Consider the following 11,801-nt stretch of genomic DNA (forward strand, 5'->3'; position numbering starts at 1 on the left):
CCACGGCAGAGGTTGACGCGACATGTCCCCCATATTGATTCCACGTTACGGCGTCGGACGGCCCTGCGGGGTCACCGGCAGCAGCTCGGGCCGCTTGGCCGTCCGGCCGTCGCCGGAGGAGCGGCCGCGCAGTCGGCGGCCGAGCCAGGGGCCCAGGAAGCCCGCCAGCCAGCGGGCTTCGTCCACCGCCGCCCGCAGCCCCGGGACGGGCGGCAGGGGCGGCAGCGGCCGGGCCCAGCTGTCGTCGCTGCCGGGCAGCCGGAGGGCGTGGGCGAGGGCCGCGGCGATGCGTTCGTGGCCGAGGGGGCTGGCGTGGAGCCGGTCCACCGCCCACAGCCGCGGGTCGGAGCCGACCGCCTCCCGGCCGGTTTCGGCGACGACGACCCCGTGCCGGACGGCCGCGGCCCGGATGCGGTCGTTGAGCTCGGACACCCGGGGGCGCAGGGGCTTGGCGAGCGGGGCGATCCTCCCGATGTCGGGGAAGGTCACGGTCACCACCTGGGCGCCGGCGGCCGTGAGCGCGGCGAACATGTCCTCCAGGTGGCCGACCGTCCGCGCGGCGTCGAACGACGGCCGGAGCAGGTCGTTGACCCCGCAGACCACACTGGCCAGGTCGGGCTGCATGGCCCGTGCGGGTGCCAGCTGCTCGGCGCGGACCTGGGCGGCGACGCGTCCCCGTACGGCCAGGTTGGCGTACCGCAGGCGCGGTTCGACGGCCGCGAGGTGCTCGGCGAGCCGGTCGGCGAAGCCCCGGTGGCCCACGGTGTCGTCGCCGTCGCCGAGTCCCTCGGTCTGGCTGTCGCCGAGGGCGACGTAACGGAGGTACTCACTGTCCGGCACGGGCCGTCCGCCTTTCCCTCAGTACGGTGGCGGCGCGCAGGCACCACTCCCGGTGCCCCTGTTCGAAGGCGCGGCCGCGCAGGGCGGTGAGGTACCCGCCGACACCTCGGCCGCGGAGCAGGAACTCCTCCTCGTCCGCTTCTCCGCGCATCTGGCGCAGGAGCGCGTCGAGAAGTTCGATCTTGGCCTGGGCCGCCGCCGCGCGTTCCTCGAGCTGTGCGATGACGGGCGCCGTGTCGATGCCGTCGGCGGCCTGCACCTTGACGAGGAGGTCGTCGCGGATGACGGAGGGCTTGGAGGCGGCCGCGGCGAAGGCCTCCAGCTCGGCGAGTCCGGCGTCGGTGACGTGGAACAGGCGCTTGTTGGGCCTGCTCTCCTGGACCACCTCGCGGCCGGCCACGAGGCCCTCCCGCTCCAGCTTGGCCAGCTCGGCGTAGAGCTGCTGCGGCAGGGCGTGCCAGAAGTTGGCGACGCCGATGTCGAACCCCTTCGCCAGCTGGTAGCCGCTGAACTCGCCGCCCAGCAGCGACGCCAGCACGGCATGTCTCAACGCCATGGAAACAGCCCCTTCCCTTTCCTCGCCCTGCCCTGCATCCTACTCATGAAATTGATTAGTCATATTCATGAGTAGGGCATGACTTCGAGGAGGGGCCGTGGAGACTTCCGAACGCTTCCGCGACGCGGTGGAGAAGCGCGATCCGAACCTGCTGGACGACCTGTTCACCAATGACATCCGGCTCTACAGCCCGGTGAAGTTCACACCCTTCGAGGGCAAGCCGATGGTGCTGGGCCTCTTCGGGGTGCTGATGCGCACCTTCGAGGACCTCCGTTACGTGGGGCACTTCGAGGGCGCGGCGGAGACCGGCCGCGACGGTCAGGAGGCCCCGTCGGCGATCCTGCCGTTCCGGGCCACCGTGCGGGGCAAGGAGGTGCACGGCATCGACCTCCTGCAGTTCGACGAGGAGGGCCGGATCAAGGAGTTCACGGTGATGGTCCGCCCTCAGTCGGCGGTGCAGGTCCTGGGCCAGGCGGTACTGGCCGGCCTGGTCGCCGACGGGCTCGTCCCGGACCCCGCCGGCGCGTAGCTCCCGTCATGGCCGCGGGGCCCGTGCGGTCACGGGCCCCGCGTCATGCCGTCGGGGTGCCGCCGAGGGGGTCCAGCTCGCGGCGTCGGCGGCTGATCGAGCCGGGGTCCCAGCCCGGCCGGGGTACGGAGGCCAGCAGCAGCCTCGTATAGGGGTGACGGGGGTCGGCGAGGAGCTCGGGGACCGGGCGGTGTTCCATGGTGCGGCCCCGGTACATCACGAGCGCCTCGTCGCACACGTAGCGCACGACGGCCAGGTCGTGGCTGACGAAGACCAGGCCTATGCCCGTGTCCCGCCGGATGTCCGAGAGCAGGTTCAGCACCTGTGCCTGCACGGACACGTCGAGCGCGGACACCGCCTCGTCGAGCACCAGGACGGCGGGTTGGACGGCCAGCGCCCGGGCGATCGCCGCGCGCTGGCGCTGACCGCCCGAGAGGCGGCGCGGCAGGGCGGCGGCCTCGCGGTCGCCGAGGCCCACCTGCCCGAGCAGTTCCCGGACCCGCGCGGCGCGGGCCGTTCGGTCGGACGTGCCGTGCAGGCGGAGCACCCCGTCGATGGTGGCGCCGATGCTGAGCCGGGCGTCCAGGGAGAGGTAGGGGTCCTGGAAGACGATCTGGACGGCCTTGGCCCGAGCCAGCCGCGCCGGCCTCCCCCGTACGGAGGCCGCGAGCGGGGTGCCCTGCACCAGGATCTCGCCGGAATCGGGGCGTTCGAGGCCGATCAGCATCCGGGCCGTGGTGGTCTTCCCCGACCCGGACTCCCCCACGATGCCCAGCGCACCGCCCGTACGCAGGGAGAAGGACAGGTCGTCGACGGCGACGACCTCGGTGCCGCCGGTGCGGTAGGTCTTCCGCAGGCCGGTGACCTTCAGGAGTTCTCCGCTGCTCATCTGTCCTCCGTGCGGGTGAGTTCGGCGGCCAGGTGGCAGGCGACCTCGGCCGGGCCGTGCGACCGCAGTTCCGGCGCGTACCGGTCGCAGCGCCCCGGCTCGGCGAACCGGCAGCGCGGTGCGAAGGCGCAGCCGGGGGCGGATTCCAGCAGTCCCATCGGCGCGCCGGGGATGGGCGTGAGCCGGACGAGGGGACCGGCGAGCGGCGGGGAGGAGCCGAGCAGGCCCGCCGTGTAGGGGTGCCGGGGAGAGGCGAACAGGTCGGCCACGGGCGCCGTCTCCACGATCCGGCCCGCGTACATCACGTAGATCCGGTCACTGACCGAGGCCGCCAGCTCGATGTCGTGGGTGATGAGCAGGAGCCCGAGGCCGCGTTCCCGCTGGAGCCGCCCCAGGACGGCCAGGATCTCCGCCTGGGTGCTGACGTCGAGCGCGGTCGTCGGCTCGTCGCAGAGCAGCAGCTTCGGTTCGGTGGTGAGGGCCGCCGCGATGACGACGCGCTGGAGCATGCCGCCGGAGAGCTCGTGCGGGTACTGCCCCAGGTGCCGGACGGGGTCGGGCAGGCCGACCGCGTCGAGCAGTTCGGCGGCCCGCCGCTCCGCGCGCGCCTTCGTCCAGCCGTGGACGAGGCGCAGCGGCTCGGTGAGGAAGTCCCCCACGCGGCGTACCGGGTTGATGGCGGCGCGGGGATCCTGGTAAATCATCGCCGCCGTGTTGGTGCGTACGTCGCGCAGGCGCGCGGGGTCCGCGCCGACCACGTCGGTCCCGTCCACCCGGACCCGGCCGGCGACCCCGGCGCCGTGGGGGAAAAGGCCGAGGGCGGCGCGGGCGGTGACGGACTTGCCGGAGCCGGATTCGCCGACGAGGGCGACGACCTCCCCGGCGGCGACGCTGAGGCCGATGCCGTCGAGGACGGGGCGGGCCGTCGCGGGGAGGGTGACGCGCAGGCCGTCGTATTCCAGCAGTGTCATCAGGAGTCCCTCCCCGCGAGACGGTCGCCGAGGTCTTCCCCGACGACGTTGAAGGCGACGACGACCAGGACGACGGCCACGGCCGGCGCGATCGCGGACAGCGGCTGCCCCTGCAGGACGGCCGTCTGGCCCTGATTGATCATGGCGCCCCAGTCGGGGGTGGGGGGCTGCACACCGAGCCCGAGGAAGGAGAGCGCGGCGAGGTCGAGCAGCGCGTAGCCGAAGTTGACCGTCGACTGCGCGAGCAGGGTCGGGGCGATGTTGGGCAGCAGCCTGCGGACGGTGACGTACAGGGCGGAGTGGCCCTGCACCCGGTAGGCGGCGATGTAGGGGCGGGACTTCTCCTGCAGGGCGAGTCCGCGGACCACGCGCGCCGTGTACGGCATGTAGGCGATCGCCATGGCGAATACCGGAGCCGTCATCCCCTTGCCGAACAGGGCCACGGCGAGGATCGCGAGCAGCAGCGCCGGAAAGGCGAACAGGACGTCGAGCGCGCGGCCGACGGCGGTGTCCGTCCAGCCGCCGCGCCAGGCGGTGAACAGGCCGACGGCGATGCCGAGGACGGTGGAGAAGAGCACGACGGCGAGCGGGCCGGTGAGGCTGGTGCGGGTGCCGACGATCAGCGCCGAGAGGGTGTCGTGTCCGCCCTGGTCGGTGCCGAGCCAGTGCCCGGCGCTCGGCCCGAGCAGGGTGTCGCCGAGAGCGCCGAAGGCCGGGTCCTGCGGGGCGACCCAGGGGGCGAACAGCGCGACCAGGACGAAGAGGACGAGCAGGACGAGGCAGGTCCGCTGGAGCGGGCCGCCGCCGAGGCGGCGGAGCCGGGCGAACCGGTCGGGCCGGGTGCGCACGGGACGCGGGGCCTGCGGGGTGCGGGCGCCGGTGCCGGTGCCCGCTTCGTGAAGGGTGCTCACCGGGCGCTCCCCGCCGCGGCCGAGCGCGGGTCGATCAGCGGCTGGAGGAGGTCCACGAGGGCGTTGACGATCACGAACGCGGCCACCACGAGCAGCACGATCGCCTGCACCACCTGGAAGTCCAGCTGGTCCACGCTCTGCACGAGCAGGGAGCCCACTCCGGACATGCCGAAGGCGGTCTCCACGATCGCGGTGCTGACGAGCATCCCCGAGACGAGCAGCGCGGAGACGGTGACGATCGGTCCGAGCGCGTTGCGCAGGACGTGCCGCCTGATGACGGTCCGCCGCGGGGTTCCCCGGCTCAGCGCGACCTCCACGTGTTCGCGTCGCAGTTCGTCGAGCATGGCCGAGCGGGTCACGCGGGTGACCAGGGCGGTGAAGGTTACGGAAAGGGCCGCGGCCGGAAGGATCACGTGGTGCAGCCGGTCCAGGACGCCTTCGCCGTTGCCGATCGTCGGGAACCAGCCGAGCCGTACGCCCAGGAACGACCTGAGCAGCAGGGCCGCGACGAAGGCGGGCGCGGCGGCGCCCACCGTCACCAGGAGCATGAGCCAGCGGTCGGTGCGCGATCCGCGGCGCAGTGCGCCGACGACCCCGGAGCCGATGCCGAACACGGCGATCATCAGGGCGGACACGCCGATCAGGAGCAGGGAGGAGGGCAGCCGCGACCAGATGACCGTGCTCACGTCCTGGTGGAAGAGGTAGGAGCGGCCGAAGTCGCCGTGCAGCACTCCTTCGAGCCAGTTCCAGTAGCGGACGAGGAACGGTTGGTCGAAGCCGTACTGGTGGCGGATCTCGGCGAGTTGCCCGGGGCTGGGGCTGCGGCCCTTGGTGAGGAAGCTCGCCGGGTCCCCGGGCGCGAGGAAGAGGGAGGAGAAGACGAGGAAGGAGGTGACGAGCAGGGTCGCCGCCATGGCGGTCAGCCGGCGCAGCACCCGTCCGGCCCGGGCCAGGACGGCGGTCGCCGCCGGGGCCGTCATCCCCTGGCCCCGATCTCGGCCGCCCACGGGTAGTAGAGGTAGGCGATGGAGGGCTGGACGCCGGTGATCCTCTTGCCGAGGAAGACGCTGACGGGCTGGGTGTACAGGGGCAGCCAGGGCAGTTCCCGCAGGGCGGTCTTCTGGGCCTCGGCGTTGGCCTCCGCGTGCAGCTCCCGGTCGTAGGTCGCGGCGGCCTTGTCGACGGCCGCGTCGAAGGCGGGGTCGGACCAGTTTCCGTAGTTGCTGTAGGCGCCGGTGCGGAGGGAGCCGTACATGTCGAGCGGGTCGGTGATCGACGTGTACCAGAAGGTGAGGAACAGGTCGATGCCCTCGCGTGCGGCCGGGTCGGTGAAGAGAGTGCTGTACTTCTCGGCGGAGAGGGAGTTGATCTCCGGCTTGAGGCCGATGGCCGTGGCGGCCTGGGCAATGGCCTGGGTGATGATGGTCGTCTGCGAGTCGAGCGGACTCGTCGCGATCACGACTTTCTGGCCGTTCACCCCGGCCTCGGCGGCGAGCGCCTTGGCCTTGGCCGGGTCGTACGGGTACTTCGGCAGGTCCTGCAGGAACTTGGCGCGGGTCGCGTCGGAGGCCTCGGCCCAGAGGTTGTCGGTGACGAGCGAGTCGGCGACCTCGCCGACACCGCCGACGCCGGCCTTCACGATGCCCTTGCGGTCGGTCGCCATCAGCAGGGCCTGGCGCACCCGGGGGTCGCCGAGGGGGCCCTTGAGGTTGCTGACGATCTCGTCGGCGACGCTGGTGTTGCGGCCGAAGTAGAGCGTTCCGGCCTGCGTCGAGCCCAGTTGGGCGTATGCGTTGGGCGGTACCATCCAGCCGCCGTCGACCTCTCCGCTCTGGAAGGCGTTGACCCGGGTCGCGGTGTCGGCGAGGAAGACGAACTTGGCCTGTCCGGCCTTCGCCTTGAGTGCCGGGTCCCAGTAGTCGTCGAACCGCTTGAGCGTGAGGGACTGGCCGGCCGTCCAGTTCTCGAAGGCGAACGGGCCGGTGCAGTTCACGCCGGTCTGCGGATTGCCGTAGTTCTTGCCGGACTTGGCGAGGGTGGCGGCGGACTCCACGGTTCCGGGGCCGGCGGCGAGGTACTTGTTGAAGGTGGCGTCGGGCTGCGAGAGGGTGACGGTGACTTCCAGCGGCCCCGTCCTGTCGACTGACTTGACGTTGCGGAAGGGGTAGGCCCAGACGCTGGCCGTCTCCGGGTCGAGGTGGCGGCGCAGTGAGGCGACGACGTCGTCGGCGGTGAGCTTCGTACCGTCGTGGAAGCGCACGCCGGGGCGGATCTGGTAGACCCAGGTGGTGGGGGTGGGGTTGGTGTACGAGGTCGCGAGGTTCGGCGAGGTCGTCAGGTCCGGGTTCCAGCGCAGCAGGCTCTCGCAGACGTTGGCGAGGATCTGGTTCGGCGGGTAGTCGAACGCGAAGGCGTAGTCGATGGTGGCGGGTTCCGCGAAGGTCGACCAGGTGAAGGAGTCGATGTTCCCGGCGGCGGCCGGCGTCCGGTCCGTGATCTTGTACGGGGTGGCCTGGTCCTTGGCGGGGTGGGCGGTACCGCTGCAGGCGCTCGTGACGAGCATCGCGGTGGCGGCGAAGGCGGCGGCGGTGAGGGTGCGGCGGGTCAGCGGGGTTCTCTTACGGGCTGATGACATCGTCTGGCTCCCTGAGGGATGAGCTCTGCGGGGTGGGTGACGCCCGGCCGGGGGCGGACCGGTCGTGATGCTCAGTCGGTGACGGCCGTGCCGGGGGGGCTCAGCGGGTGGCGGCGAAGACCAGTTCGCCGTCGATGTACGTGCGCAGGACGCGGGTGTCGGCGATCTCCAGCGGAGGGTGCTCGAAGGGGTCCCTGTCGAGGACGACGAGGTCCGCGTACTTGCCGGGCTCGACGGTGCCGGTGACGTGGTCGAGGTGGTTCACCCACGCGCTGCCGGCGGTGTAGGCGGTCAGGGCCTGGGAGAGGGTCAGGGCCTGCTCCGGGAAGAACGGCGGCGCCGGTTCGAAGGTCTCGGGCGAGCCCGGGGCCTCGTCCGGTACGGAGCGGTTGACGGCCACGTGGATGCCCCACAGCGGGTTGGGGCTGCTGACGGACCAGTCGCTGCCCGCGACGAGCCGGGCCCCGGCGCGCCGGAGGTCGCCGAACGGGTACTGGAGGCGGGCCCGTTCGGGGCCGAGGAAGGGGATGGTGAGCTCGTCCATCTGCGGCTCGTGCGCGGCCCACAGCGCCTGGATGTTGGCGGCCGCCTCCAGTTCCGCGAAGCGGCCGATGTCGTCGGGGTGGACGACCTGGAGGTGCGCGAGGTGGTGGCGGTTGTCGTTGGTCCCGTTCGCGGCGCGGGCCACGGCCAGCGCGTCGAGCACCTCGCGGACGGCGCGGTCGCCGAGGGCGTGGAAGTGGATCTGGAAGCCCGACCGGTCGAGGCGGGACACGGCCTCGGTGAGCACGTCGGGGTCGATGAAGCTGAGCCCTGAGTTGCCGGTGGGGCAACCGCAGCCGTCGAGGTAGGGCTCCAGCATGCCGGCGGTGAAGTTCTCGGCGATGCCGTCCTGCATCATCTTCACGCTGGTGGCGTTGAAGCGGCCGGCCCGGCCGGTGCGGCGGCGCTCCTCCAGGTCGGGGATCTGCTCCAGGCCGCGTTCCCGGTCCCACCACAGGGCGCCCACGACCCGGGCGCGCAGGGAGCCCTCGCGCGCGGCGCGCAGGTAGACGCCGTAGTTGTCGGGGTGACCGGGGAAGGCGCCGATCATGGCGTCCTGCCAGCTGGTCACACCGAGCGAGAACAGGTGCTCCTGGGCGGCGAGCAGTCCGGCGAGCGCCTCGTCGGGGGTCGCGATGGGCACGTGGCGGGCGACCAGCTCCACGGCCCCCTCCTGGAGGGTGCCGGCCGGGCCGCCGTCCGCCTCGCGCTCGATGCGGCCGTCGGCCGGGTCGGGGGTGGTGGCGTCGACGCCCGCGACTTCGAGAGCCCGGGTGTTGGCCCAGGCTCCGTGGCCGTCGCGGTTGGTGAGCAGCACGGGCCGGTCGGGGACGACCGCGTCGAGCATGGCGCGGGTGGGGGTTCCTCCGGGGAAGACGTCCATCGACCAGCCACCGCCGCGGATCCAGTCGGCCTCGGGGTGGGCCTCGGCGAAGGCGGCGACCACGGCCAGGTAGCCGTCGGTGGTGCGCTCCCCGCTCAGGTCGCAGCCGAGCATCTGGACGCCGGCCACGACGGGGTGCACGTGGGCGTCCTGGAAACCGGGGATGAGGAGGCCTCCGGCGAGGTCGACCACCTCGGTGGCGTCGTCCGCGAGGGCACGTACCGCGGCCTCGTCGTCGACGGCGAGGATCCGGCCTCCACCGACGGCGACGGCCGCGTCGACGGGGGTGGGTGAGGTGCCGGTGAAGACCCGCCCCCCGGTGAAGACGATGTCGGCCCGCTGCCTGGTGTTGCCCATCCGCGCATCCTCCGGCTCGGCGGGTCGCAACCCGCACGGCGTGTTCGTTGAGGAGGAGTGAACGGGAGCGCAACAGTGTTGTCAACGGTGTTGCGCCCGCTCCGGTCCAAATCGATACACTGGCCGCACCATGCCGAAGTCATCTGAGACCACCCCCCGGTCCAAGCGTTCGGGCAGCCAGCTCACACCCGACGCGATCATCGAAGCGAGCCTGCGCATCGCGGCCCGCGGCAGCGAGGACGCCTTCACCGTCCGGCGTCTGGGAGAGGAACTCGGCGCGGACCCGACGGCGATCTACCGGCACTTCCGCGACAAGGACGAGCTGCTGCTCTCCGTCGCCGACCGCACCCTCGGCGAGGTGCTCGACAGCATCCCCGAGGGCCTCGGGTGGCAGGACCGCCTCCGGGCGCTCGCCGACGGTTCCCTCGAAGTCGCGCTGAAGTACCCGGTGGTCGGCTCCACCATGGCCAGCCGGACCACCCGCCGGCCCAACGAGTTCCGGGTCGTCGAGCTGATCCTCGGCGCGGTCACGGAAGCCGGACTCGAAGGGGCCGAGGCCGCCGTCCACTACCGGATGGTCGGTGACTCCCTGCTCGCGTACGTCGGCCAGCGCGCGGCCTACCTGCTGTTCGCCCCGGAGATCCGGCAGGCCGACGAGAACTCCTGGAACCGCGAGTACCGCCTGGTCGACCCCGAGGGCTTCCCCCACATCACCCGGCTGAGCGGCGAACTGGCCGAGGTGACGGACGAACAGATCTTCCGGGCCCGGGTCGAGGCGCTCATCACCTCCGTCGAGACCCGGGTCCGCACGCTGCGCGGAGCGTAGCCCCCGCGTCTCACCGACCCCCCCTTCCGCGCCTCTGCACGCCCAAAGTGGCGCAACACCGTTGACAACAGTGTTGCGCCACCGCTTCACTCCCCCTCAGTCCGCATCCGTGCCCGTCTCCGCAGGATTCCGAGAAGAGGGACCACATGCAGCACGTGCCCCGGCCCGCCCATCGCGCGGGCATCCCCGACCCACTGCGCCGCGCGTTCTCGCTCCACGCCGAAGCCCGCCGCCGCGGCATGCCCGTCGCCGAAGTCGCCGGGGAGCACACCGAGCACGCCCGGCGCACCCGCGTCGAACGTGCCCGCCGCGCCGCCGAAGCGGACTCCGGCCGTACTTCCGCGCCCAGCCGCCGCCGGATCCTCGGCGCCGCGGGCGCGGCGGCCCTCGCCTCCGCCCTCCCCGGCGGCCTGCTCTCCCCGCGCCGGGCCGCGGCGGCCACCGGCCCCACCGCCCCGCGCATCGTGATCGTCGGCGCGGGACTCGCCGGACTGCGCTGCGCCCACCGGCTCTGGAACGCGGCGAACCCGGTCGCCACGACCGTGTACGAGGCGGACCCCGCCCGCATCGGCGGCCGCTGCTGGTCCCTGCGCGGCTTCTTCTCGGCGGGCGCCGTCCACGAGCACGGAGGCGCCTTCATCAGCTCCACCGACACGGCGGTCCTCCAACTCGCCCGGGACCTCGGCCTCCAGCGGGAGGTGGCCAACGGCGGCGAGCTCCACGCCGGGGACTACGCGGCCTGGGTCGACGGGACCTCCTACCCCGGGCTCCAGCAGCAGGACGACTGGATCGCCGCCGCCTACGACGCGTTCAGCGCCTCGTACACGGCCGCCGGCACGGCCCGGTACGACGCGCACACACCGGAGGCGTACCGGCTGGACCACCTCTCCTGCCTGGAGTACCTCGACGAGATCGGACTGGCCCCCGGCTCCAGGCTCGGCCAGGTGATCCAGTCCCTCCAGCTCCAGGCGGGCGGCGAACCCGCCGAGGCCTCCGCCCTCGGCATGATCGGCTTCCTCGGCTCCTCGTCGGTCTTCGACGGCGGGCGCGGCTTCGACGAGAAGTACCACCTCGTCGGCGGCAACGACCAGCTCGTCAGCGGCATGGCGGGCCGGCTCCCGGCCGGGACGGTCCGCCAGGGGTACCGGCTCATCGCCCTGCGCCGGAACGGCGACGGCTCGTACACCTGCACCTTCGACCACGGCGGCAGCACGGTCTCGGTGCCCGCCGACCACGTGGTGCTGGCCCTGCCGTTCAGCACCCTGCGCGACGTCGACCTGTCCGGGGCGGGCCTGTCCGCCCGCAAGCTCAACGCCGTCCGGCAGCAGGGCATGGGGCAGAACGGGAAGATCGTCACCGAGCTCTCGGCCAAGACCTGGCCCCGGCTCGGCTACAACGGGATCAGCAACACGGGCCCGGCCGGCTACCAGACGGCCTGGGACGGCTCGGTAGCGGGCGCACCCGACGGCACGCCCGCCCTGCTGGTCGGCTTCCCCGGCGGCGACACCGCCCGGGACCTGCTCACCGGCGCCGGGCACGGCCCGGCGCCCGCGGCCGACGTCGACTGGTTCCTGAACCGGATCGAGCACGTGTTCCCGGGCACCAGGGCCGCGTTCACCGGCCGGGCGTACGAGGACCACTGGTCACGGGCCCCGTGGCAGCGGGGCGGCTATCACTTCTACAAGGTGGGCCAGTACACCTCGATCGCCGGGTGCGAGGCACTCCAGGAGGGCCGGATCCACTTCGCGGGCGAGCACACGGACGTGGAGAACGCCACGCTGAACGCGGCGGTCTCCTCCGGTGAGCGCGTGGCGGCCGAGATCAGCAGCCAGATCTGATCCCGGGCAGCCGGCCGCCGCGC

General features: G+C 72.6%; 11 protein-coding genes. 3 read left to right on the forward strand and 8 right to left on the reverse strand.

Annotated features, from left to right (window positions below):
- Positions 1-45: 45 nt before the first annotated feature.
- Together ACZ6Y1_RS04065 and ACZ6Y1_RS04070 are read right to left on the reverse strand one after the other, a co-directional pair.
- Positions 46-840: an SGNH/GDSL hydrolase family protein gene (locus tag ACZ6Y1_RS04065; protein ID WP_469622420.1), complete on the reverse strand. Its 795-nt coding sequence runs from the start codon at positions 838-840 to the stop codon at positions 46-48.
- Positions 827-1,396: a PadR family transcriptional regulator gene (locus ACZ6Y1_RS04070; RefSeq protein WP_469622423.1), complete on the reverse strand. Its 570-nt coding sequence runs from the start codon at positions 1,394-1,396 to the stop codon at positions 827-829. The genes ACZ6Y1_RS04065 and ACZ6Y1_RS04070 overlap by 14 nt, the downstream gene beginning before the upstream one ends.
- Positions 1,397-1,493: 97 nt before the next feature.
- Here ACZ6Y1_RS04070 and ACZ6Y1_RS04075 point away from each other — a divergent pair, with 97 nt between their 5' ends.
- Positions 1,494-1,925: a nuclear transport factor 2 family protein gene (locus ACZ6Y1_RS04075; RefSeq protein ID WP_469622427.1), complete on the forward strand. Its 432-nt coding sequence runs from the start codon at positions 1,494-1,496 to the stop codon at positions 1,923-1,925.
- A 43-nt stretch (positions 1,926-1,968) separates the two neighbouring features.
- Here ACZ6Y1_RS04075 and ACZ6Y1_RS04080 read toward each other — a convergent pair whose 3' ends face one another.
- From ACZ6Y1_RS04080 to ACZ6Y1_RS04105, 6 genes are all read right to left on the reverse strand, one after another.
- Positions 1,969-2,814 carry an ABC transporter ATP-binding protein gene (locus ACZ6Y1_RS04080; RefSeq protein WP_469622430.1) on the reverse strand — a complete coding sequence of 282 codons (846 nt, stop codon included), beginning with the start codon at positions 2,812-2,814 and terminating at the stop codon, positions 1,969-1,971.
- Positions 2,811-3,785, reverse strand: coding sequence for an ABC transporter ATP-binding protein (locus ACZ6Y1_RS04085; RefSeq protein WP_469622433.1), 975 nt, complete (start codon positions 3,783-3,785; stop codon positions 2,811-2,813). Before ACZ6Y1_RS04085 ends, ACZ6Y1_RS04080 begins: the two co-directional genes overlap by 4 nt.
- Entirely contained in the window at positions 3,785-4,696 is a 912-nt protein-coding gene (locus ACZ6Y1_RS04090; RefSeq protein WP_469622436.1) for an ABC transporter permease, read from the reverse strand. The genes ACZ6Y1_RS04085 and ACZ6Y1_RS04090 overlap by 1 nt, the downstream gene beginning before the upstream one ends.
- A complete protein-coding gene (locus ACZ6Y1_RS04095) occupies positions 4,693-5,676 on the reverse strand; it encodes an ABC transporter permease (protein WP_469622440.1) in 984 nt (327 codons plus the stop codon). The genes ACZ6Y1_RS04090 and ACZ6Y1_RS04095 overlap by 4 nt, the downstream gene beginning before the upstream one ends.
- The gene (locus ACZ6Y1_RS04100) at positions 5,673-7,331 is read right to left on the reverse strand and encodes an ABC transporter substrate-binding protein (protein WP_469622443.1); all 1,659 of its coding nucleotides are present in this window, start codon (positions 7,329-7,331) and stop codon (positions 5,673-5,675) included. Before ACZ6Y1_RS04100 ends, ACZ6Y1_RS04095 begins: the two co-directional genes overlap by 4 nt.
- A gap of 100 nt (positions 7,332-7,431) precedes the next feature.
- Positions 7,432-9,114 carry an amidohydrolase gene (locus tag ACZ6Y1_RS04105; protein WP_469622446.1) on the reverse strand — a complete coding sequence of 561 codons (1,683 nt, stop codon included), beginning with the start codon at positions 9,112-9,114 and terminating at the stop codon, positions 7,432-7,434.
- Positions 9,115-9,244: 130 nt separating this feature from the next.
- Between ACZ6Y1_RS04105 and ACZ6Y1_RS04110 the strand changes: the two genes are divergently transcribed.
- Positions 9,245-9,940 carry a TetR/AcrR family transcriptional regulator gene (locus ACZ6Y1_RS04110; RefSeq protein ID WP_469622449.1) on the forward strand — a complete coding sequence of 232 codons (696 nt, stop codon included), beginning with the start codon at positions 9,245-9,247 and terminating at the stop codon, positions 9,938-9,940.
- 146 nt (positions 9,941-10,086) lie between these two features.
- A complete protein-coding gene (locus ACZ6Y1_RS04115) occupies positions 10,087-11,778 on the forward strand; it encodes a flavin monoamine oxidase family protein (protein ID WP_469622452.1) in 1,692 nt (563 codons plus the stop codon).
- Positions 11,779-11,801 lie beyond the last annotated feature (23 nt).

The sequence above is a fragment of the Streptomyces sp. NPDC053432 genome (assembly GCF_055585365.1).